This window comes from Streptomyces sp. NBC_01446 (assembly GCF_026340095.1).
Lineage (GTDB): Bacteria > Actinomycetota > Actinomycetes > Streptomycetales > Streptomycetaceae > Streptomyces > Streptomyces aureus.
In genome coordinates this window covers 7,277,555-7,299,236 of sequence record NZ_JAPEPO010000001.1, presented here as the reverse complement: position 1 = coordinate 7,299,236, position 21,682 = coordinate 7,277,555, and the positions used below count along the sequence as shown (strand labels likewise).

Below are 21,682 nucleotides of genomic sequence, written 5' to 3'. Positions count from 1 at the left end.
CCGGCCGACACGGAGAGGCACATGGCGCCCGACGACGATCTCTTCCAGCCGGTGAAGCCGGTCCGCGCCTACCAGCGGGTGGCCCAGCAGATCGAGGAGCGCATCCTCAGCGGCGACCTGCCGCCCGGCTCCCGGCTCCCGGCGGAGCGCGAACTCGTCGTGCGCTTCGACGTGGGCCGCTCCACGGTCCGCGAGGCCCTGCGCGTGCTCCAGACCGCGGGCCTGATCCGCTCACGCCCCGGCGACCCGCTCGGCGCCGAGGTCCTCGGCGTCTCCCCCGACAGCCTCAGCCAGGCGCTGAGCCGCCTGACCCGTTCCCGTATCGCCTCCCTCGGTGAACTGGTGCAGTTCCGCATGGTGCTCGACGCGGAGAGCAACCGGCTCGCCGCACGCCTGCACACCGCCGACGACCTGGCCCGCATGCGGGATCAGATCGACCGGATGGAGCGCCTCGGCGCGTCCTCGACGGGAAACCTGCACGCCTTCAGCGAGGCGGACGCCCTCTTCCACCGGGCCGTCGCCGAGGCGAGCGGCAACTCCCTGCTCGGCCTGTGCGCCCGCGCCGTGCACGAGGCGGTGGTCGGGGTCATCGAGGAGAAGATCGCGGGCGCCGCTGACGCCTCCGCCTGGATGGAGCGCTCGATCACCCACCACCGGCAGGTGCTCGACGCGATCAGCTCCGGCGACGCTCCGCGCGCGGCCCGGCTCGGCCGTGAGGCGCTGTACGAGTACTACGCCGACCATGTGGAGCCGGAGACACGGCGGTTGCTCGCGGCTGCCGTGGAGGATCCCTCGGACTAGCGGCTGCACGGCCGGCCATCCGGCCGGGCCGCGTCGAGCCCCGGGGTCAGGCGCGCGGACCACCCGGGCGTCCTTCGAGCTGGCCGAGCAACTCGCCCAGCAGGACACTGAGTTGGTCATGTCCGGCGCCGCCGAGGCCGGAAAGTACCGTCTTCTCGTACGCGAGCTGGTCGGGCAGCAGCGCGTCGACCAGCTCGCGGCCGGCGTCGGTCAGGCTGAGGTGGGAGACGCGCCGGTCGCGGGTGTCGCCGCGCCGGTCGACCAGACCGCGCTCCTGGAGCTGCTTGAGCCGCTTGGTGACGGCGGCGCCGGAGGAGAAGGTCTCCCGCGCGAGGTCACCCGGGGTGAGTTCGTGGCCGGTGCGGCGCAGCGCGCCGAGCAGGTCGAACTCGGCGCGGGTCAGCCCGGCGCGGCGCAGCGGCGCGTCCTCGGCCTGCTGGAGGAGGGCGGCGCAGCGGTTGATCCGCCCGATGACCTCCATGGGCCCGGTGTCGATGTCGGGGCGGACCGTCTGCCACTGCCGCACCACCGTGGCGACGGTGTCGTCCGCCGCGGCCCTGCCGTTCCGTGTCGTCATGCTCGCGTGTTCTCCCGGGCGTCCGTGCCGCCCCTGTGCTCGTCGGTCTCCTGGACGGTCCGCCGCGTCCGGCGTCGGACCGTCGCCGCGAGCGTACGGTGTGCGGCCTGCTCGGCGGCGACCACACGCTCCTCGGGCAGGGCGCGCTGCCACCATTCGCCGGCCGCGGTGTCGTCGGCGGCGCGCAGTTCGACGAGCGCGGCGGCGAGCCTGCGGTGCGTGGTCTCCAGGCCGCCGGGCTCGGGACGCGGGGCCGCGAGGGTGCGCTCAGCGGCCTCGCGGGCGCGTTCGGTCGCTTCTAGGGCGAGCTCGATGTGGTCGGCGGCGCGCCGGTTGGTGACGATCACGGCGGCGACGATGCCGAGGAGCGCCCCGACGAGGGTGTCCACGACCCGGTCCGTGATGAGCTCGCCGGCCTCCTGTGTCCTGGCGAACTCGGTGATCAGCAGTGCCATGGGGGTCACGCAGACGCCGCCGAGCCAGTAGTTGCGGGAGATGAACGCCTCGGCGCCGAAGCTGAAGAGCAGGCAGAACAGGACGACGAAGATCTGTCCTACATGGGCGAGAGGCACCACGGCGGCGAAGACGAGCACTCCGGCGAGGTTGCCGGCCACGCGCTGCACGGTGCGGTTCCAGGTGAGGGTGACGTTTGCCTGGTAGAGCGAGGCGGCGGTGACCAGGGCCCAGTACGGGCGGCCGACGCCGAGGGCGAGGGACCCGTATCCGGCGAGGGCGCAGCCGACGGCGGTGCGCAGGGCGACCGGCAGGAGAGGCGAGCCGGGGGCGAGCCTGCGCCACAACGACGGCTTGCCGAAGGCGAGTTCGGCCTCGATGCCGAGGACTTCGTCGTCGATGTCGCTGGGGTTGCCGATGGCGCTGATGCCGTCGTGGCGGGCCGGGCGCGGGACGGGGCCCGTGCCGCTCAGGCCGGCGGCCCAGTCGCGCAGGAGCGCCGGGTCGGTGTCGGCGGGGGCCGCGAGGGCGACCTCGGCGCGCACGACGAGGCGCTCCAGGCCGCGGCGGGCGGCGCCGCGGCCGCCGGTGGCGAGGAGGGACTGCCAGGCGGCGTGGACGGCGGCGGCAGCGCCGGCCCTGGCCCGCTCGCGCGCTCCGTCCTCGGCGCTCACGTACGCGGCGGCGGCGTTCAGCGCGCGGGCGGTGGCGCGCCGCTCCGGGCCGTGCGGGCGTATCAGGGCGGGGGCCATGCCGACGAGCCAGGCCACGGCGCCCGCACCGGCGGTCAGGGCGAGGTGGCCGGGTATCTGCCCCAGGGTCTGCGGGGCGAAGAGGCTGGCGGAGCTGATGAACGTGAGGATCAAGTGACCCGGCGGGCCGATGCGGGTCGCGTCGCACAGGGTCTTCTGCGCGGCGGCGAGAACCGCGCCGACCGCGACGAGTACGGCCGCCGACGAGGTGAGCGACGCGGTGAGCAGGGCCGCCGCGAGGCTCGCGAGCATGCCGAGGACGACCCAGGCGAGGGCCCGCGCACGCGCCGCGTACGGCAGATTGTGGGCGTAGAGGGCGCACAGCGACCCGGCCATCGTGTACATCGCGAGGTCGAGGCGGCCGAGGGCGAGCAGCGTCAGGTTCGGCACCGCCGCGGACACGACGACGCTCGTCGCGGGCTTGAACCAGATGTCGGACGGCTTGTTGAGACGCAGCACCCCCGCGAGCGGGAGCCGCCGGACGAGCCGGGGCCCGGACGGCGACGGCGATGGGGTGGGGGTCGAGGTCGGGGTTTCTGCGCTGCTCATACAGAGAAGTTTAGCAAGTGTTTTACCTGGAAACTTTCGCCGCTCTGCACCCGGTCCCCGCACCCGCCCACCGACCGGCGGGCCGCCGACCGCGCACCACCCGCGCACGGTCGCACCGCGAACGCGCCCAGTGCTCCCCTGCGCTCGATTGCGCCCCGCCCCGCACGGGCATCTCGTCCCCGACGCGGTACGGCGTCCGACTGGGGGAGGTTCGCGTGCACGGACCGGGCTCGGCCGCCTGGCTGCTCGTCGCGCTGTGCGCGGCGACGGGGGCGTACTGCCTGCTGCGGATGCGCAGCGGAGTCGAGGAGCAGCGCCGCACGGCGGGCAGCGAGGCCCTCATGGGGTTCGGCATGGCGCTCATGGCGGTACCCGCCGCGGTGATCACGCCGCCGCGCGCCGCCTGGGCGTTGTACGCGGCCGTGTTCGGGGCGGCGGCGCTGCGCGCGCTGTGGGCGTCCCGTTCGAGCGCGCACCACCTGCACCACCTGGTGGGCACTTTCGCCATGGCGTACATGGCGGTGGGGATGGCCGCGGCGCCGAGCGGGCACGCCGGTCACGGAGGGGCGGGCGCACCGCTGGTAACCGGACTGCTGCTGCTCTATTTCGCGGGGTACGTGCTGTGGTCGGGGGTGCGGCTGGTGCCGGTGGCGACGGCCGGGGGCGGCCCGCCGGTGTCCGGCTGGGGGGACCGCCCGGAGCTGGCGCGGGCCTGCCGCCTCTCGATGGGCATCGGGATGGTCGCGATGCTGCTGATCATGTAGGCGCACGGGCGGGGCCGTGGAGGCGCCTGCGCGAGCCCGCACGGACAGGGGGCCGGGGAAACTGCTCCATTGCGGACAACTGCCCGCTCAAAACCGTGGCGTACGTCACTTGACGCGACAGCCCGTACCCTCCGGTAGCCCCGGCTCATAGGCTGAGGCCATGACGGTCCCCGTAGCACTGCTGCTGCTCGGCACCCTCGCCGCTGTCGTTGCCCCGCGCCTTCTCGCGCGGGCCGACTGGCCGGAGCGCGAGCCGGTGGTCGCCCTTTGGGTGTGGCAGTGCGTGGTGGCCGGTGTCCTCCTGTGCTGCGCGTTGTCGATGACGCTGAGCGCGGCCGCCGCCTGGCAGGCCGTCCGCGGCCATGTGTTCGCGTCCGCCCCGCACGCCGTCGTCGACGCGTACGCGCTGCGGGCGGCCGGCGGATGGGCGGCGACGCTGGCCGTGACGCTCGCGCTCGGCGGGCTGTGGACCGCGGCGATGCTCGCCCGGGAGATCTTCCGATCGCGGGCCAGGCGCAGGCGGCGGCGCGCCGAACTCCTGGTGCGTTCCCCGCTGTTGCCGGGCGAGGAGCCGGGCAGCGACCGACTCGTCGTCCTCGAAGGCGAACGTCCCGACGCCTGGTGGCTGCCGGGTGCCGCGCCGCAACTGGTCATCACGACGGCCGCCCTGCGCCGCCTCAAGGGCCGTCAGCTGGACGCGGTCCTCGCGCACGAGATGGGCCACGCACAGTGGCGGCACGACTGGCTGCTGCACTGCTCGGGGGCGCTGGCCACGGGCTTCCCACAGGTTCCGGTCTTCGCCGCGTTCCGCGACGAGATGCACCGGCTCGTCGAACTGGCCGCCGACGACATGGCGTCGCGCCGCTTCGGGCGCCTGACCATCGCCCTCGCCCTGGTCGAACTCAACGAGGACCGCGGGGTGTTCGGCCCCTGCCCGACGCCCCAGGCCCATGTGCCGCAGCGCGTGCACCGCTTGCTGACCCCGCCGCGGCGGCTCACCCCGGCCCGGCGTCTGCGCCTGACCGCGGCGGCCGCCCTCGTACCGGTGGTGCCGCTCCTGGTGACCTTCGTGCCGGGCCTGCGCGCGCTGGGCTGACCGACGGCCGGAGCCGGACGCGTCCGCTCCGCCTGATGGCCACCGGCGCCGTCCATGGGTGAGGATCTTCCCCATGCACCAGGCACCGGTCGACTCCCCGCCCCGCCCCCGGCATCCGCGGCTCACACGCGCGACGGCGGTGCTGGCCGCTCTCAGCGCGCTGCTGCTGATCGCGGTGGCAACGCGCTGGGAACCACTGATGACACTGGACGGCGAGCTGGCGCGCACCGCCCACCGCTGGGCCGTCGACGATCCCGGACTGACGCAGGTGAACCGGGTTCTGACGGACTGGTTCTGGGATCCGTGGACGATGCGCGCCCTGTGCGCCGTGGTCGTCGTCTGGCTTGTATGGAGACATGACGCCTGGTGGCTCGCGCTGTGGGTGGCCGCCACATGTGCGGTCGGCACACTGATCCAGCAGGGCCTCAAGGCGGCCGTCGGCCGTGCCCGCCCGGTGTGGACGGACCCCGTGGACTCCGCTCACTACGCGGCCTACCCTTCCGGGCACGCGATGACGGCGACGGTGGTGTGGGGGCTGATCCTCTGGCTGCTGCGCCGCTACGGCGCAGGCCGCGTCCTGTGGCGTACGGCGTGCACGCTCGCGGTGGTGTCGGTCGTCGGCGTCGGCCTCACGCGGCTGTGGCTCGGCGTGCACTGGCCCTCGGACGTACTCGGCGGCTGGCTGCTCGGGGCGCTGACGGTGACCGTGTCCGTGACGGCCTACGAGCGGCTCACCGCGAGCAGGTGACCCGTCAGGGCAAGACCGCCAGGACAAGACCGCCAAGGTGCGCCGTCACGACCGGGCCGTCACGACTCATAGCCCTCGACCTGGGACTCGGGCCTGGCCCTCGCCTCGTCGGGGTTCTCGCCGAACTCCGTCTTGGCCCGGCGCTGGCGCAGCAGGTCCCAGCACTGGTCGAGTTCGCGTTCCACGGCGGCAAGGCGCTCGTGCTCGGTCGCCCCGTCGATCTGACCGGCGGCGAGCGACGCGCGGAGCCGCTTCTCGTCGTCGACCATCGCCGTGATCCGGGCCAGGATCTGCTCTTGATCCATGTCGGTACGCCTCCTAGCTGGCCTGCCCGTCACCCCTTGCCCACTGTAGGGAGGGTTCGCCCGGTGTGCGATCCGGTTCCGGTGGGCGCCCGGTACCGCAGCACCCCGTCGTCCTCGCCCGCTTCGTCCCGTACTCCACCGCAGGCCTCGATGACGCGGCGGGAGGCGGCGTTGTCCGTGTCACACGTGATCAGCGCCGGGTCGATGCCCAGGCGCGCGGCGAGCGGGAGAGCGGCGCGGAGCATCGCGGTGGCGTGTCCGCGGCCGCGGGCGCCGGGCCGTACGTCGTAGCCGATGTGCCCGTCGCGCAGCCAGGCCTCGGTGAGGCGGTGGCGGATCGCGAGGCGGCCGAGGTAGGCGTCCCCGTCGACGTACCAGAGGGTCGTGCACTCGACGTCGTACTGCAGGATGCTGCGCGGTCCGTGGGTGAGCCGCATGCGGGCGACATAGTGCGCGAAGACCGCCGGGTCCTGCCAGGTGTCTCCGTACGCGCGCAGGCTGAGCCCCGCGGTGGAGTCGTCGTCGGGTCCGCCGTGGCCCTCGGCGCGGGTCTCGTCCATGGCGGCCAGGAAGGAGGCGTGGACGCGGACGTCGGGAGCGATCAGCTGCGGCATGGGGCCAGTGTGCCCCTGGAGGAGTCCGCCACGTCGGGGATTTCCGGCGTCGGCGGCCGGACCGGAATCACCTGCCGGGCGGGTGTCCGGACGGCACCGACGCCGTCCGGACACCCGCCCGGCAGGACCGGGCGTATCCGACGATCCCCCGCGTCGCCGGATACGCCCAGGAGCCCTGGCCGGGGGTTCCGCAAAGGGGCCCTCTGCCAGGGACGCTCCGAGTATACTGGCTACAAGCCAGTCAACGCAGGAGTTACAGGATGTCCCCGCGCAGCGCATCGGTCAACGAGGAGTTGCGACGGCGATCCCGCGAGCGGCTTCTGCAGGCGACGGTCGAGCTCGTCGGGGAGCGCGGGTACGACGCGACGACGCTCGGCGACATCGCGGACCGTGCCGGTTCCGCGCGGGGCCTGGTGTCGTACTACTTCCCCGGCAAGCGGCAGCTGCTCCAGTCCGCGGTGCACCGGCTGATGCACCGGACGCTCGAAGCGGCGCTGGAGCGCGAGCCGCACACCGAGGACGGGCCGGAGCGGCTGGCGCGGGCCGTCGACGCGATCCTTGGCCTGGCCGTCGACCACCCCGTCCTCATGCGGACGCACATGGCGGGGATCCTCCAGGCCGAGGGCTTCGTGCAGTGCCCCGAGCAGCAGCGGCTCGCCGAGCTGCTGCGCGACACCGTCCTGCGGAACGGCTCGCTCAGCGTCGAACGCGACTATCCGCTGCTGCGCTCCCAGCTGATGGGGGCGGTGTTCGCGGCGCTGGTCCCGGGGGCGCCGATGGCGTTGCCGACCCTACGGGCGGAGCTGTTCGCCCGGTACGGGCTCGCGTGGGAGCTCGGAACCCCGCCGGCAGACGCGGCGCCCGGCGGGAGAAGCCCGGGGAGTGCCCCGGACTTCTCCCAGTACTTCGAGCCCGGAGGTCCCGGGTCCCGGTCCAGCGGCTCTCAGTCGAAGTAGTCCGGCTGCGTCTGGACGTTCAGCTCGCCCGTGCGGACTCGCTCGGCCGGGTCGGTGCGCCGGTCGCTGAGCTTCAGGACGTCGAAGCCCTTGGCGATGTCGTTCGAGTAGATGTAGCCGTTGTAGTAGTACGCGGACCAGGCACCGCCCACCTGGAGGGTGTCCGTGGTGAGCGGACCGCGCTCGAAGTAGCCGATCTCCTTGGGCTTCGAGGAGTCGGTGAAGTCCCAGACCGAGACGCCGCCCTGGTACCAGGCCTGGACCATGATGTCCTTGCCCTTGACGGGGATCAGCGAGCCGTTGTGGGCCACGCAGTTCTCGGTGTCCGCCTGGTGGCGGGGGATCTTGAAGTAGTTCTTGAAGACCAGCTTGCGGTGGTCGCCCTTGCCGACGATGGCGTAGATGCCGTCGGCGCCGCGGTCCGGCCCGACGGCCTCGTTGCAGGTGGCCGCCCCGCCGCCGCCCAGCTCGTCCGTGAAGACGACCTTGTCGGCCTTCTGGTTGAACGTCGCCGAGTGCCAGAACGCGAAGTTGGTGTTGTCCTCGACCTGGTCGATGACCTTGGGGTTCTCGGGATCCTTGATGGAGAACAGGATGCCGTCGCCCATGCAGGCTCCGGCGGCCAGGTCCTTGGAGGGCAGGACCGTGATGTCGTGGCAGCCGGTGGTCTTGGAGACGCCCGGGTTGGTGGGCCCGCCGGGGTTGCCGCCGCCGTCGGGTCCCTCACCGGGGAACAGGACGGGGAAGTTGACCATCGCCGCCTTCTCGGGTGCCTTGCGCGGCACCTTGATGATCGAGATCCCGTCGTGCGGCGGCTGGCAGTCCGGGAACGTCGCGTTCGGCGAGTACGACGAGACGTACACGTAGACGTTCTTCTTCTCCGGGACCAGCGTGTGCGTGTGCGAGCCGCAGGCGGTCTCGACGGCTGCGACGTACTTCGGGTTCTTCTTGTCGCTGATGTCGAAGACCTTCATGCCCTCCCAGGAGGACTTCTCCGTGGCGGGCTGCGTGGTGCTGGCACAGGAGTTGTCGCTGCGCGACGAGTCGGTCGACAGGAAGAGCAGGTCGCCGGAGACGGAGATGTCGTTCTGCGATCCGGGGCACAGGACCTGCGCGACGGTCTTCGGCGCCTTCGGGTTGCTGATGTCGAAGATGCGGAAGCCGTCGTAGTTCCCCGCGAAGGCGTACTTGCCCTGGAACGCGAGGTCCGAGTTGATGCCGGGCAGGACGTCCTTGGGGATGTTGGCGAGATGTTCGATGTTGTCGGAGTGGACGACCTCGTCCTGGGCGGGTATGTCGCCGTTCGCGATCGCCGCCCGGGTGTCGGCCGCCACGCTCTTCGAGAGCCGCTCGGCCTTGGCCGGGGCGTCGCCCGGGTCGGGGGTCGCCGCCGCCGGAGCGGCCATGAGCAGCGCGGCCAGCAGCCCGGCCGCGGTCGCGGCAACTCCCAGGCGTCTGCGGCGCGTTCGGGACTCGTTCAACAGGGTCACTGCTGTCTCCCTCGTCGATGACTTCCCCGCTTCCCCCGTTCATGCGGGAGCGGAGCACGGACCCCCACGAGTATCGTCTTCCTCATGCACAGATCAACAGATGGCAACGTACTCGTCATGAAAGTTGTTCTGCCGTTGACGGCCGCGGTCGCCGCGCTCGTACTCGGCGGCTGTGACACGGCGTCGGACGGCGGGGGCGCTGACGCCAACTCCCGCGCGCACCCCGGTCCTTCGGTGATCGCGCCGGGCAAGCCGGGCGAGGGCGCCGAGACGCTGTCGGCCGAGGACGCGCAGAAGCGCAAGCCGGACGACAGCCCCAACTCGGCCGACTTCAGCTACGCGCAGATGATGATCGCGCATCACACACAGGCCCTCCAGATGACCGAACTCGCCCCGAAGCGAGCCGAGTCGGGCCAGGTCAAGCGCCTCGCGGAGCGCATCGCCGCGGCACAGGGCCCGGAGGTCGGGGCCATGGAGGGCTGGCTCAACTCCCACGGCAGAGAACGCGAGAGCGGCGGGCACCACGGGCACGAGGCGATGCCGGGGATGGCGACCGAGGCACAGCTGAAGACATTGCGCGCGGCGCACGGCGCGGCCTTCGACGAGCTCTTCCTGAAGCTGATGATCACGCATCACACCGGGGCGGTCACCATGGCGACAGACGTGCTGTCCGAGGGGAACAACGTCCAGATCGAGGAGATGGCGAACGACGTGATCGCGCAGCAGACGGCCGAGATCGGGCGCATGCGGAAGATGTCGTGATGCCCGACGCGTGAGCTCCGTGCGCGTCACACCCTCCCGGCCCGGCCCCCTCGGTGTCATGCTGGAAGTCCGTCGGGCCTGCGGAAGGAGTCCGCCGTGCTGCGCGTCGCCGTTGTGGGATCGGGGCCGAGCGGGGTGTACACCGCGCAGAGCCTGGTCCAGCAGGAGCGGGTGCCGGACGTCCACGTGGACGTCCTCGACCGGCTCCCCTGCCCGTACGGCCTGGTGCGCTACGGCGTGGCACCGGACCACGAGAAGATCAAGTCGCTGCAGAACAATCTGCGTACGGTCCTGGAGCACGAGCGCGTCCGCTTCGTCGGCGGTGTCGAGATCGGCCCCGGCCTGCCGCCCGACCGGCTCCTGGAGATGTACCACGCGGTCGTGTACTGCGTGGGCGCCGCCACCGACCGCCATCTGGGCGTACCGGGCGAGGATCTGTTGGGCAGCTGGTCGGCGACCGATTTCGTCTCCTGGTACAGCGCGCATCCGGACGCGGTGGCCGAGGGGTTCGTGCGGGGCGTGGAGTCGGCCGTCGTCATCGGCGTGGGCAACGTCGCCGTGGACGTCACCCGGATCCTGGCCCGCGGCGCGGCCGAGCTGGCGCCCACCGACATGCCGCAGGCGGCGCTCGGCGCACTGGCCGACAGCCGGGTGCGGGACGTGTACATGGTGGGGCGGCGCGGCCCTTCGCAGGCACGCTTCACGACCAAGGAGCTGCGTGAGCTCGGCACGCTTCCCGGGGTCGAAGTGGTCGTGGATCCGGCCGAGCTGGCGCTCGATCCCGCTTATACCGACCCGTCGGGGCTGCCTGCGGCGAACCGGCGGAACGTCGAGGTGCTGCGCGGCTGGGCCGAGCGCCCGTCGCCGAGTCTCCCCCGTCGCATCCATCTGCGTTTCTTCCAGCGGCCGGCGGCGCTCCTGGAGGGGGCAGCGGGCCGGGTGTCGGGCGTGCGGTTCGAGCACACCGCGCCGGACGGCTCGGGAGGCGTGAGCGGCACCGTCCGGTTCGACGACATCGACGCGCAGCTCGTCCTGCGGTCGGTGGGATACCGCGGAGTACCCCTGGACGGGCTGCCGTTCGACGAGGCCACCGCAACCGTGCCGCATCGCGAGGGGCGCGTCCTACGGGCGGGTGAGGTCTCGCCCGGCGAGTACGTCGCGGGCTGGATCAAGCGCGGCCCGACGGGCGTGATCGGCACCAACCGCCCGTGCGCCAAGGAGACCGCGCAGTCACTGCTCGACGACGCCGCCGCGCTGACCGCCCGGGACGTTCCTGGTGACGCGCTCCGCGGGCTCCGCGCGGCGGGCTGCGCGGCCGTCGAGTGGCCCGGGTGGCTCGCGATCGAGCGCGCGGAGGCGGAGCTGGGCCGCTCTCTGGGGCGCGGCCCGGTGAAGATCCCGGACTGGGCGGGCCTGCTGGCGGCGGCCCGCGACGGGACGACGTAGCGCCTGAGCGGCGATACGCGCTGACGCGGGGGCGCCCGGGAAGCACGACACATTCCGGCAACAGACGCGAAATCAACAAATCGTTTAAGCCCCCTACGGTCTCGTGCTGTCCACACCCCGCACCCACGTTCGCGTTCCGACATCCCCTTGGAGTGCCCATGGCAGATCCGGCTGTCCCACCGTCCGTCCACCCCGTCGACGAGGTGCTGCCCGTGCGGCAGCTGGCCGCGTTCGGCCTTCAGCACGTGCTCGCCATGTACGCGGGCGCGGTGGCCGTGCCGCTGATCGTGGGCGGCGCGATGAAGCTGTCGCCCGCCGACCTCGCGTATCTCATCACCGCGGATCTGCTGGTGTGCGGCATCGCGACGCTGATCCAGTGCGTCGGGGTGTGGCGGTTCGGCGTGCGGCTGCCGATCGTCCAGGGCTGTACGTTCGCCGCCGTCTCGCCGATGGTGATCATCGGCACGACGGGCGGCGGGCTGCCCGCGATCTACGGGGCGGTGATCGTCGCCGGGCTCGCGATGATGCTGCTCGCGTCGGTCTTCGGCAGGCTGCTGCGCTTCTTCCCGCCGCTGGTCACCGGCACGGTCATCCTGATCATCGGCGTCTCGCTGCTGCCGGTGGCGGGCAACTGGGTTGCGGGCGGCGCGGGTTCGAAGGACTTCGGCGCCCCGAAGAACGTCGCGCTGGCGGCGTTCGTCCTCGTGATGGTCCTCGCGGTGCAGCGCTTCGCGCCGCCGTTCCTGAGCCGCGTCGCCGTGCTCGCCGGCATCGTCGTCGGCACGGCCGTCGCCGTGCCCACCGGTTTCACGGACTTCGGCGGTGTCGGTGACGCGCACTGGGTGGGGATCAGCACGCCGTTCCACTTCGGTACGCCGACGCTCCACGGCGCGGCGATCGTGTCGATGCTGATCGTGGCCCTGGTGACGATGACCGAGACCACGGGGGACTTCATCGCGGTGGGCGAGATGACGGGGCGGCCCGTCCAGCCGCGCTCACTGGCGGACGGCCTGCGCGCGGACGGCCTCTCCACGGTCCTCGGCGGCGTGTTCAACACGTTCCCGTACACCGCCTTCGCGCAGAACGTCGGGCTTGTGGGCATGACACGGGTGCGCAGCCGCTGGGTCGTCGCCACGGCGGGCGGGATTCTGGTGCTGCTCGGCCTGCTGCCCAAGCTGGGCGCGGTCGTCGCCGCGATCCCGGCGCCGGTGCTCGGCGGTGCGGGCCTGGTCATGTTCGGTACGGTCGCGGCGAGCGGCGTGCGGACGCTGGCCCGGGTCGACTTCGCCGGCAACCACAACCTGACCGTCGTCGCCGTGTCGGTGGCGATCGGGGTGCTTCCGGTGGGCGTGCCCGGGATCTACGCCAAGTTCCCCGACTGGTTCCAGACGGTCATGGACAGCGGGATCAGCGCGGGCTGCATCACGGCGATCACACTCAACCTGCTGTTCAACCACCTTCCGGGAAGCGGGCGTTCAGCCCCCGAGGCCGCCGGCACCCTCGGATCCCCCGTCGCCTAGCCGGTCGTCCTGCCGGGCGGCCGCCGCGAGGACGCTGTCGAGAAGGCCGGGGAAGAGTACGTCGAGGTCGGCGCGGCGCAGCACGCTCATCTTGGCGGTGCCCCGGTAGATCTGCCGGATCACGCCGCTCTCGCGCAGGACGCGGAAGTGGTGCGTGGTGGTCGACTTCGTGACCGGGAGGACGAAGTGGGAACAGGAGAGCTCGCTGTTCTCGCCCTCCTCCGCCAGCTCCCGCACCACCCGCAGGCGCATCGGGTCGGCGAGCGCGTGCAGCACCGACTCCAGGCGGATCTCGTCACGCGTGGGGTGAGCAAGCGCCCTGCTGCTCGGTGCGGCGGTCGTCACGGCGGCTCCACTTCGTTCGGCCCGGTGTGCGGATGGGGGTGGTCGGGTGCGTTGCTGTTGCGTCAGGCCCATTGTACGAGACCCGTCGTAGTTTGACAGGCGCCGTACTACGATGCCTATCGTACGAGGACCCGCCACGCCCGTCGTGAACGTATAGGAGTCTGCCGTGAGCGCGCTGTTCGAGCCCTACACCCTTCGGTCGCTGACCATCCCCAACCGGGTCTGGATGCCGCCGATGTGTCAGTACAGCGCCGCCCCCGAGGGCCCGGACACCGGCGCCCCGAACGACTGGCACTTCGCGCACTACGCGGCCCGCGCCGCCGGCGGGACGGGCCTCATCATCGTCGAGGCCACCGGTGTCAGCCCCGAGGGCCGCATCAGCCCGTACGACCTCGGGATCTGGAACGACACGCAGGTCGAGGCGTTCCGCCGGATCACCGCCTTCCTCAAGGCGCACGGCACCGTCCCGGGCATCCAGCTCGGGCACGCGGGCCGCAAGGCGTCGACCGACCGCCCCTGGAAGGGCGGCGGCCCCGTCGGAGCCGACGCGCACGGCTGGGACTCGGTCGCGCCGAGCCCGCTCGCCTTCGACGACAAGCACCCCGCCCCGGCCGAGCTCACCGTGGAGCGGATCCGCGAGATCGTCGCCCAGTTCGCCGACGGCGCCCGCCGCGCCCTGGACGCGGGCTTCGAGGTCGCCGAGATCCACGGCGCGCACGGCTACCTGATCGGCCAGTTCCTCTCGCCGCACTCCAACGTCCGCACGGACGAGTACGGCGGCCCCTTCGACAACCGGGTGCGCTTCGCCCTCGAGGTCGTCGACGCGGTCCGCGCCGTGTGGCCCGACGACAAGCCGCTCTTCTTCCGTATCTCCGCCACCGACTGGCTGGAGGAGAACGGCTGGACGCCCGAGGAGACCGTGCGCCTCGCGACCCTGCTCAAGGAGCACGGCGTCGATCTGCTCGACGTCTCGACCGGCGGCAACGCGTCCGGCGTGCGCATCCCGGTCGGCCCCGGCTACCAGGTCCCCTTCGCCGCGCGCGTGAAGGCCGAGACGGAGCTGGCCGTGGCCGCCGTCGGCCTCATCACCGACGTGGAGCAGGCCGAGAAGATCCTCGCCAACGGCGAGGCCGACGCCGTCCTGCTCGGCCGTGAGCTCCTGCGCAGCCCGTCGTGGGCGCGCTCGGCGGCGCGCGAGCTCGGCGGGGACGTGCACGTGCCGGACCAGTACCACCGCTCGGTCTGAGCCCCAGCGGTACGGCGGTCAGTCGGGCGCAGGGGCGCTCAGCCCTTGTCCTGCTCGCCGTACCGCTTCTCGAACTTGGCGACCTGCCCCTCGGCGTCGACCACCCGCGCCTTGCCCGTGTAGAAGGGGTGCGACTCGGAGGAGATCTCGACGTCGACGACGGGGTAGGTCTCGCCGTCGTCCCACTCGATCGTCTCGTCGCTGGCGGCCGTCGAGCGGGTCAGAAAGGCATAGCCCGCCGACCGGTCACGGAACACCACAGGGCCGTAGGCGGGCTGTTTGTCCTGCTGCATAGTGTCTCCTTCAGCGCGCGGTTCAGCGCACCGGCTCGTCCACGGCCGGTACGGGCCTCTCCAGCCTCACCCGGAAGCGTCCGCTCCGCGACTCCGTCCGCTGCCGGTTCGCACAGGCGCGCCGGCGGAAGCGCGCCTACAGGAGCGTGGCCGTGAGGTCGGGGCCCGGCCCGTCCGCGTACGCGTCGTCGTCGAACGGGTACAGCGGCCGCTCGACCCGGTGGTGGCCCAGGCGCAGGAGGTCCTGGTCGACGCCGCCCGGGGTGAGGGCGAGCAGCCAGTCGGCGGCCAGGTCGTGGAGTTCGGGCTCCAGATAGCCGATCTTGACGACGACCAGGTCGTACGTGCGCGGGTCGACGCCGAGGCCGCCCTCCGCGGGGCCCGTGAAGTCGGCGAGCGTGTGGAACGGTTTGCGGCGCTCCACGAGGACGACGGTGAGTCCGCCGACGCGCACGGCCGCCATGTCGACGCCGCGGTCGTACGCGCCGCCCTCGGCCCGGTCCTTCTGCTCGGTGGCGCGCTGCAACGCCGTGACGGTGCCGGTGAGTTCGTACGGTCCGCCGTGGCCGGCGTCGACCTTGCCGCCGACGCCGAGGGTGACCTCGGCGCCCACTCCCGCCTCGAAGCAGCGGGCCACGGCGACCGGGTCGGTGATGCCGGGGTGCACGGCCGTGACCCGGCCGGTGCGGATGGCGTCGTTGGCGAGGAGCTCGCCCAGCATGTACGCGAGGTCACCGGCGCCGCCCGCGGTCGGGTTGTCGCCGGAGTCACTGATGAGGAAGGGGCGCTTGTCGGAGGCGACCGCCTTCTCGATGCACTCCTGGGCGCTGCCGGTCGGACCGACGAAGACGAAGTCCCTGCGGGCGTCCCAGTAGCGCCGGGCGAGCTTCTCGGCCTCCGCGGCGGCGAGTTGGGCGTCGTCGCCGGTGACGACGATGGCGGCTTTGCAGCGCGGCTCGTCGGCCCAGGCGTAGCCGACCCACATCGCCGCGTCGAGGATGCCGTCCTTCCGCTCGATGTCGGCGAGCGAGGCGTAGAGGGACTTGGCGGGTTCGAGACGAGTGCTGGTCTTCTCGCCGGGCAGCAGGACGGGGACCTGGACCCAGGCGCGGTGCGGGCGCGTGCCGTCGCGCAGGCAGCGTACGAGGTTGCGGGCGGCGCGCTCGCGGGTGTCCCAGGCGTCCTCGTGCGGGGCGAGGCGGTGGGCCGTCAGCAGATCGCAGGGGCCTGCGAAGCGGCGCGAGACATTGCCGTGCAGGTCCATCGCGGCGGACAGGAGCGGGCGGGTGCCGTGCGCGTCGAGGGCGGCGCGGACCGCGTCCGTCAGGTCGCCCTCGGCGTCGGTGAGGCCGATGACGCTCATGGCGCCGTGGATGTCGTAGACCATGCCGTCCAGGGGGCCCGCCTCGCGTATGCGGGTGACGAGTTCGTCCTTGAGGACCAGGTACGACTCCGCCTCGACCGGTCCGCCGGGCAGCGAGGTCGCGTGCAGCAGCGGCACCCACTCGACCACGTCGGCGAGATCGGAGTCGGGCCGGGTCCAGGTGTAGCGGTCGAGGAGGTCCTGGCCGCGGGTCTGCCGGAAATCGTCCGTGGTGGAGCGGTGCGGGCAGAACGTGGAGGACTCGATGCCGATGCCGCCGATGCCGATGCGCAGGCGGCGTGCGGGGGCCGTGCTCGTCATGCTGAGGCGCTCTCTTCCTGGGGGACGGGTGCGGTGGGGAGGTTGTGGCGCAGGGCGGTGAGGCCCGCGCCGAGCAGTCCCGCGTCGGGGCCCGTGACCGTCGTGGTGATCTCCAGGTCCGCGGTCGCGAGCGGCGGGCAGCGCTCGTACAGGACTCCGCGGACGGCGGCGACCAGCGGTTCGGCGGCGGCGAGTGCGCCGCCGAGGGCCACGGCCTGTGGATTGAAGAAGTTCACGACGACGGACAGGACCGTGCCGATGTGCCGGCCGGCGGTGCGGACCAGGGTGGTGGCCTGCGGGTCGCCGTCGGCGACGAGCTGGAGGAGCTCGGTGGTGGAGGCCACCTCGACGCCCTGCCCGGCGAGTTCGCGCATCAGCGCGGCACCGCTGGCGACCGTCTCCAGGCAGCCGATGTTGCCGCAGCTGCACGGCCGGTCCTGCGCGGCCTCCACGCGTACGTGGCTGATGTCGCCGGCGCAGCCGTTGGCTCCGTCGTGCGGGCGGCCCGCGGAGATGATGCCGCTGCCGATGCCGCGGCCCGCCTTCACGACCACCATGTGGTCGAGGTCGGGGCGGGCGGCGCGGTGCTCGCCGACGGCCATCATCGTGGCGTCGTTCTCCACGGTGACGGGCAGGCCGAGGCGTTCGGCCAGGACGTCGCGCAGCGGATAGCGGTGCCAGCCGGGCATGCGGGACGGGCTCAGGATGCGGCCCTCGCCGGGCTTGACCGGGCCGGGGAATCCGACGCCGAGCGCGCGCACGGTGCGGCCCGCCTCCCGCTGCCGTGCGGCGAGTTCGGTGACCTGGCCGCAGAGCCAGTCGACGGCCGACTCCGGCCCCACGGTGATGTCGTGCGGCAGGTCGACGGCGTCGAGGACGGTCCCGTCGAGGCCGACCACTCCGAGGCGCGCGTGATGGCTGCCGAGGTCGGCGGCGAGCGCGACACCGCCCTGGGCCCGCACGCGCAGCAGACGGGGGCGCCGCCCGCCGCGCGAGGCGCCCTCACCGGACTCGGTGAGCACGCCGGCCGCCACGAGTTCCTGCACGCGCAGCGAGACGGTGGAGGGGGCGAGACCCAGCTCCCGTACGAGGTCGGCCCGGGAGGTGGCGGCGCCCGAGGAGACCAGGTGCAGGATGTGCTGCGCCGACCCCGGTTCGCCCTGCGATGTGTCGGACATACCGCCCTCTTGATTGCTCGGTTGCTTGGTTGCTTGGTTCAGCGCGTGGGGTTCGATGAGCTCGTTCGGCGTCTTGGTTCGATGTGTTTCTTCGATGAATGATCGAACCCTAAGACCGAGCCGAACCAAGATGGCCATACCTTCGGAACGAAGAACTGTTTGCCGAATGAAGCTATTGACTTGTTTTCGCCGACCGGCCCAGCGTTCGGGCGCCGCCCCGTCGCACTCAGGTACGGGGCCGTCCCCCGTCCCCTTGGAGGCCCTCCCTCGGCGTCGTCGGCGAGTCCGGCTGCGGCAAGACGACGCTCGGCCGGATCGTCGCGGGCCTGGAGGACCCGACGGCCGGATCGGTGCGCTTCGGCGGCGAGGACCTCGCGGGCCTCACGCGGGCCGGGCACCGGGCGCACCGCCGCCGACATCCAGCTCATGTTCCAGGACTCGACCGCCGCCATGGACCCGCGGATGCGGGTCGGCGAGATCCTGCGCGAACCCCTCGGCATCCAGGGCGTCGGCAGCCGCGCCGAGCAGGAGGCGCAGATCGGCACACTCCTGGACGCCGTGGGGCTGCCGCGGGGCGCAGTGCACCGCTATCCGCACGAGTTCTCCGGCGGCCAGCGCCAACGCCTCGGCCTGGCACGGGCGTTGACGCTGTCCCCCGATCTGGTGGTCGCGGACGAGCCGGTGTCGGCGCTCGACGTGTCCGTGCAGGCGCAGATCCTCAACCTGATGCGGGAGCTCCAGCGTGAGCGCGGCCTGACGTATCTGTTCATCTCGCACGACCTCGCGGTGGTGCGCTACCTCGCCGACACCGTGGGCGTGATGTACCTCGGCAAACTCGTCGAGACCGGTCCCGCGGAGGAGGTGTACGCGCGTCCGCTGCATCCGTACACGCAGGGACTGCTCGACACGGTCAACGTGCCCGACCCGTCGGCCACGGCCGGTTCCGGGTCTCCGCTGGCGGGCGAGACGCCGTCCGCGGCGAAGCCGCCGTCGGGGTGCCGGTTCCGCACCCGCTGCCCACTCGCGCAGGACGTCTGCGCCGAGGTCGAGCCGCCGGTCGCGGCGCCGCGCGGGGCCGGCCACCAGGAGGCCTGTCACTTTCCGCTGCCGGTGCCGGAGGAAGTGGCCGCCCAGCCGGTGTGACCTGCGGCGATGCCGCCACTGGGGGTGACTGTCAGTGGTCAGGTGCAGACTGTGCCGTACCTGAGACAAAGGCGTCCTCGGAGGTGTCCGGCATGACTGAAGTGCTACTGACGGTTGGCACGCGCAAAGGGCTTTTCATCGGCCGCAGGCGGGGCGGCGGCGCGTGGGAGTTCGACGAAGGCCCGTACTTCAACTCCCAGGCCGTGTATTCGGTGGCGATCGACACGCGGGGCGATGTCCCGCGGCTCCTGGCGGGCGGTGACAGTGCGCACTTCGGCCCGTCGGTCTTCCACTCCGACGACCTGGGCCGTACGTGGACGGAGCCGTCACGCCCCGCCGTCAAGTTCCCCAAGGACACGGGGGCCTCGCTGGAGCGCGTGTGGCAGCTGCACCCGGCCGCCGCCGAGCGGGACGTGGTGTACGCGGGCACCGAGCCCGCGGCGCTCTACCGCTCGGAGGACCGGGGCGAGACGTTCGACCTGGTGCGTCCGCTGTGGGAGCACCCGACGCGGTCGAAGTGGGTCCCCGGCGGCGGTGGCGAGGGCCTGCACACGGTGGTCACCGATCCGCGTGACGCGCGCGCGGTGACGGTCGCGGTATCCACGGCCGGGGTGTTCCGCACGCGGGACGGCGGACAGAGCTGGGACCCCGCCAACTCCGGGGTCTCGGCGGTCTTCCTGCCGGATCCGAACCCCGAGTTCGGCCAGTGCGTCCACAAAGTCACGCAGGACGCGGCCGACCCGGACCGCCTCTACCTCCAGAACCACTGGGGCGTGTACCGCAGCGACGACGGCGGTACGCGGTGGAACGACATCGGGGCGGGCCTCCCCTCGACGTTCGGCTTCGCCGCCGCCGCGCATCCGCACCGCGGGGACACGGCGTACGTGTTCCCGATCAACGCCGACTCGGACCGCGTGCCCGCGGAGCGGCACTGCCGCGTCTTCCGTACGGAGGACGCGGGCAGGAGCTGGGAGCCGCTGACGGCGGGTCTCCCGCAGGGCGATCACTACGGGACGGTGCTGCGCGACGCGATGTGCACGGACGACTCCGACCCGGCGGGCGTCTACTTCGGCAATCGCAACGGCGAGGTGTACGCGTCGGCCGACGACGGGGACAGCTGGCGGCAGTTGGCCTCCCATCTGCCGGACGTGCTGTGTGTGCGAGCGGCCGTGGTCGGTTGATCGGCCCGTCCGTCACGGCAGTAGGGTGACGCCCGTGGCACCACGACCCTTGCACGAAATCGTAGAAGCCGGCTGGGCCAAGGCCCTCGAACCCGTCGCGGGACAGATCACCGCCATGGGTGAGTTCCTGCGCGCGGAGATCGCCGCGGGACGCACCTACCTCCCGGCCGGGGCGAACGTGCTGCGCGCGTTCCAGCAGCCGTTCGACGAGGTGCGGGTCCTGATCGTCGGCCAGGACCCCTATCCCACGCCGGGCCATGCCGTCGGGCTCTCGTTCTCGGTCGCGCCCGAGGTGCGGCCACTGCCCGGCAGCCTCATCAACATCTACCGCGAGCTGAACACGGACCTGGGCCTGCCCCAGCCGTCGAACGGTGACCTGACGCCCTGGACGCGGCAAGGCGTACTCCTGCTGAACAGGGCACTCACCACGGCCCCCCGCAGCCCCGCCGCACACCGCGGCAAGGGCTGGGAAGAGGTGACCGAGCAGGCGATCAGGGCGCTGGCCGCGCGCGGCCGTCCGCTCGTGTCCGTCCTGTGGGGCCGCGATGCCCGCAATCTGCGGCCCCTCCTCGGCGACCTGCCGTCCGTGGAGTCCGCGCACCCCTCCCCCATGTCGGCCGACCGCGGTTTCTTCGGCTCGCGCCCGTTCAGCCGGGCCAACGACCTCCTGACGCAGCAGGGCGGGCAGCCGGTGGACTGGCGGCTGCCGTGACGCGCGAGCCCGCCGCTGCCGAGCCCGGTCCGGGCCACGGCGGGAACGACGACCCCGCGCGCCCCGGGTGGGTCCTCGGCGTGGACTCCGGCGGTTCCGGTCTGCGCGTGGCGCTCGCCTCGGCCGGGGATCTCACACGTCCCGAGACGACGCTGTCCCGCGAGCCCGTCCGGACCGGTGCGGCGGGCATCGACGCCGGGCATCTGCTCGAACAGATGCTTCCGATGGCCCGGGAGCTGCTCGCCCGCGTCGGCGACCGCGGCCCCGGCGTGCCGCGGCTGAGCACGGTCGCCGTCGGTGCGGCCGGCATGGCCACGCTCGGCGACGGACTGCGGGCCGAACTCCCGGGCGCCCTCGCGGCCGAACTGGGCGTACGGCGGCTCGCGTTGGCCGCGGACGGTGTCACCGCCTACGCGGGCGCGCTCGGCCAGCGGCCCGGCGCGGTCGTCGCCGCGGGCACGGGCATGATCGCGCTCGGCACGGACCTCACCTCCTGGCACCGGGCCGACGGCTGGGGGCATCTCCTCGGCGACTGCGGTGGCGGTGCGTGGATCGGGCGGGCGGGCCTGGACTCGGCGATGCGGGCGTACGACGGTCGCCGCGGGGGCTCCGCCGCGCTGCTCGCCCTCGCCGAGGAGCGGTTCGGCCCGGCGGCCGGACTGCCGGCCCGGATCTACCCGCGCACGGACCGTCCCGCCGTCCTCGCCGCCTTCGCGCCCGACGTGGCCCGCGCCGCACTCGACGACTCCGTCGCCGCCGGCATCCTGCGCGCGGCGGCCGGACATATCGCCGAGGCGGCGGCCGCGGTGTGCCCGGCGGGTGACGGCAGTGAAGTGGCCCTCACCGGCGGCCTGTTCAAGATGGGCGAGCCACTGCTCGCCCCGCTCCGCGCCGAGCTCGCGGAGCAACTCCCGCACGCCGGCGCGGTGTCGGCGACCGGCGACCCCCTGCACGGTGCACTGGTGATCGCCGCCGCGCTCGCCGACGACGGTCTGCGCCTGCCGTGCGACGGCCGCCTCCTCCACGTCCCCCCGGAGGCCGCCGAACACTGACGGCGGTCCTTGCGC

At 72.6% G+C, this 21,682-nt stretch carries 22 protein-coding genes; 13 read left to right on the top strand and 9 right to left on the bottom strand.

What is annotated here, in order from left to right:
• The first annotated feature begins 21 nt into the window (after window positions 1-21).
• Window positions 22-801, top strand: coding sequence for a FadR/GntR family transcriptional regulator (locus OG456_RS32895; RefSeq protein WP_266567394.1), 780 nt, complete (start codon window positions 22-24; stop codon window positions 799-801).
• A 46-nt stretch (window positions 802-847) separates the two neighbouring features.
• Here the strand turns inward: OG456_RS32895 and OG456_RS32890 are convergent, their stop codons facing one another.
• Together OG456_RS32890 and OG456_RS32885 are read right to left on the bottom strand one after the other, a co-directional pair.
• Window positions 848-1,378 carry a MarR family winged helix-turn-helix transcriptional regulator gene (locus tag OG456_RS32890; RefSeq protein ID WP_266567392.1) on the bottom strand — a complete coding sequence of 177 codons (531 nt, stop codon included), beginning with the start codon at window positions 1,376-1,378 and terminating at the stop codon, window positions 848-850.
• A complete protein-coding gene (locus tag OG456_RS32885; RefSeq protein WP_266567390.1) occupies window positions 1,375-3,132 on the bottom strand; it encodes an FUSC family protein in 1,758 nt (585 codons plus the stop codon). Before OG456_RS32885 ends, OG456_RS32890 begins: the two co-directional genes overlap by 4 nt.
• Window positions 3,133-3,347: 215 nt before the next feature.
• Here OG456_RS32885 and OG456_RS32880 point away from each other — a divergent pair, with 215 nt between their 5' ends.
• From OG456_RS32880 to OG456_RS32870, 3 genes are all read left to right on the top strand, one after another.
• A complete protein-coding gene (locus tag OG456_RS32880) occupies window positions 3,348-3,896 on the top strand; it encodes a DUF5134 domain-containing protein (RefSeq protein ID WP_266567388.1) in 549 nt (182 codons plus the stop codon).
• 160 nt (window positions 3,897-4,056) lie between these two features.
• The gene (locus OG456_RS32875; RefSeq protein ID WP_266567386.1) at window positions 4,057-4,992 is read left to right on the top strand and encodes a M56 family metallopeptidase; all 936 of its coding nucleotides are present in this window, start codon (window positions 4,057-4,059) and stop codon (window positions 4,990-4,992) included.
• A 73-nt stretch (window positions 4,993-5,065) separates the two neighbouring features.
• Window positions 5,066-5,740, top strand: a complete 675-nt coding sequence (locus tag OG456_RS32870; protein ID WP_266567384.1) for a phosphatase PAP2 family protein — start codon at window positions 5,066-5,068, stop codon at window positions 5,738-5,740.
• Between the two features lie 59 nt (window positions 5,741-5,799).
• Here the strand turns inward: OG456_RS32870 and OG456_RS32865 are convergent, their stop codons facing one another.
• Window positions 5,800-6,045, bottom strand: coding sequence for a DUF2630 family protein (locus tag OG456_RS32865; protein WP_266567382.1), 246 nt, complete (start codon window positions 6,043-6,045; stop codon window positions 5,800-5,802).
• A 29-nt stretch (window positions 6,046-6,074) separates the two neighbouring features.
• Window positions 6,075-6,659, bottom strand: a complete 585-nt coding sequence (locus tag OG456_RS32860; protein WP_266567380.1) for a GNAT family N-acetyltransferase — start codon at window positions 6,657-6,659, stop codon at window positions 6,075-6,077.
• 260 nt (window positions 6,660-6,919) lie between these two features.
• Here OG456_RS32860 and OG456_RS32855 point away from each other — a divergent pair, with 260 nt between their 5' ends.
• Window positions 6,920-7,615, top strand: a complete 696-nt coding sequence (locus OG456_RS32855) for a TetR/AcrR family transcriptional regulator (protein ID WP_266567378.1) — start codon at window positions 6,920-6,922, stop codon at window positions 7,613-7,615.
• Here the strand turns inward: OG456_RS32855 and OG456_RS32850 are convergent.
• The gene (locus tag OG456_RS32850) at window positions 7,603-9,105 is read right to left on the bottom strand and encodes an LVIVD repeat-containing protein (protein WP_266567376.1); all 1,503 of its coding nucleotides are present in this window, start codon (window positions 9,103-9,105) and stop codon (window positions 7,603-7,605) included. The two genes, OG456_RS32855 and OG456_RS32850, sit on opposite strands and share 13 nt — an antisense overlap.
• A 117-nt stretch (window positions 9,106-9,222) precedes the next feature.
• On the opposite strand from OG456_RS32850, the gene OG456_RS32845 reads away from it, so the two are divergent.
• The 3 genes from OG456_RS32845 (at window position 9,223) to OG456_RS32835 (ending at window position 12,833) form a co-directional block, all read left to right on the top strand.
• Entirely contained in the window at window positions 9,223-9,867 is a 645-nt protein-coding gene (locus OG456_RS32845; RefSeq protein WP_266567374.1) for a DUF305 domain-containing protein, read from the top strand.
• 96 nt (window positions 9,868-9,963) lie between these two features.
• Window positions 9,964-11,313 carry an FAD-dependent oxidoreductase gene (locus OG456_RS32840; protein WP_266567372.1) on the top strand — a complete coding sequence of 450 codons (1,350 nt, stop codon included), beginning with the start codon at window positions 9,964-9,966 and terminating at the stop codon, window positions 11,311-11,313.
• A gap of 158 nt (window positions 11,314-11,471) precedes the next feature.
• Window positions 11,472-12,833: a nucleobase:cation symporter-2 family protein gene (locus tag OG456_RS32835; protein ID WP_266567371.1), complete on the top strand. Its 1,362-nt coding sequence runs from the start codon at window positions 11,472-11,474 to the stop codon at window positions 12,831-12,833.
• On the opposite strand, the gene OG456_RS32830 is transcribed toward OG456_RS32835, so the two are convergent.
• Window positions 12,789-13,178 carry a helix-turn-helix transcriptional regulator gene (locus tag OG456_RS32830; protein WP_266567369.1) on the bottom strand — a complete coding sequence of 130 codons (390 nt, stop codon included), beginning with the start codon at window positions 13,176-13,178 and terminating at the stop codon, window positions 12,789-12,791. The genes OG456_RS32835 and OG456_RS32830 overlap by 45 nt on opposite strands.
• A 166-nt stretch (window positions 13,179-13,344) precedes the next feature.
• On the opposite strand from OG456_RS32830, the gene OG456_RS32825 reads away from it, so the two are divergent.
• Window positions 13,345-14,424 carry an NADH:flavin oxidoreductase/NADH oxidase gene (locus OG456_RS32825; protein ID WP_266567367.1) on the top strand — a complete coding sequence of 360 codons (1,080 nt, stop codon included), beginning with the start codon at window positions 13,345-13,347 and terminating at the stop codon, window positions 14,422-14,424.
• Window positions 14,425-14,462: 38 nt separating this feature from the next.
• Here OG456_RS32825 and OG456_RS32820 read toward each other — a convergent pair whose 3' ends face one another.
• The 3 genes from OG456_RS32820 to OG456_RS32810 all read right to left on the bottom strand — a co-directional run bounded on the left by OG456_RS32820 (window position 14,463) and on the right by OG456_RS32810 (window position 17,579).
• On the bottom strand, window positions 14,463-14,717 hold the full coding sequence (locus tag OG456_RS32820) for a type B 50S ribosomal protein L31 (protein WP_266567365.1): 255 nt from the start codon (window positions 14,715-14,717) through the stop codon (window positions 14,463-14,465).
• 136 nt (window positions 14,718-14,853) lie between these two features.
• Window positions 14,854-16,401: a M81 family metallopeptidase gene (locus OG456_RS32815; RefSeq protein ID WP_266567363.1), complete on the bottom strand. Its 1,548-nt coding sequence runs from the start codon at window positions 16,399-16,401 to the stop codon at window positions 14,854-14,856.
• Entirely contained in the window at window positions 16,398-17,579 is a 1,182-nt protein-coding gene (locus tag OG456_RS32810; RefSeq protein WP_266567361.1) for an ROK family transcriptional regulator, read from the bottom strand. The genes OG456_RS32815 and OG456_RS32810 overlap by 4 nt, the downstream gene beginning before the upstream one ends.
• 426 nt (window positions 17,580-18,005) lie before the next feature.
• Here OG456_RS32810 and OG456_RS32805 point away from each other — a divergent pair, with 426 nt between their 5' ends.
• The 4 genes from OG456_RS32805 (at window position 18,006) to OG456_RS32790 (ending at window position 21,667) form a co-directional block, all read left to right on the top strand.
• Complete coding sequence (locus OG456_RS32805) at window positions 18,006-18,722, top strand: ABC transporter ATP-binding protein (RefSeq protein WP_266567359.1); 717 nt, start codon at window positions 18,006-18,008, stop codon at window positions 18,720-18,722.
• Between the two features lie 92 nt (window positions 18,723-18,814).
• Entirely contained in the window at window positions 18,815-19,903 is a 1,089-nt protein-coding gene (locus tag OG456_RS32800) for a sialidase family protein (protein ID WP_266567357.1), read from the top strand.
• 34 nt (window positions 19,904-19,937) lie between these two features.
• Window positions 19,938-20,615 carry a uracil-DNA glycosylase gene (locus tag OG456_RS32795; RefSeq protein WP_266567355.1) on the top strand — a complete coding sequence of 226 codons (678 nt, stop codon included), beginning with the start codon at window positions 19,938-19,940 and terminating at the stop codon, window positions 20,613-20,615.
• 80 nt (window positions 20,616-20,695) lie between these two features.
• Window positions 20,696-21,667, top strand: coding sequence for an N-acetylglucosamine kinase (locus OG456_RS32790; RefSeq protein WP_266569510.1), 972 nt, complete (start codon window positions 20,696-20,698; stop codon window positions 21,665-21,667).
• Window positions 21,668-21,682 lie beyond the last annotated feature (15 nt).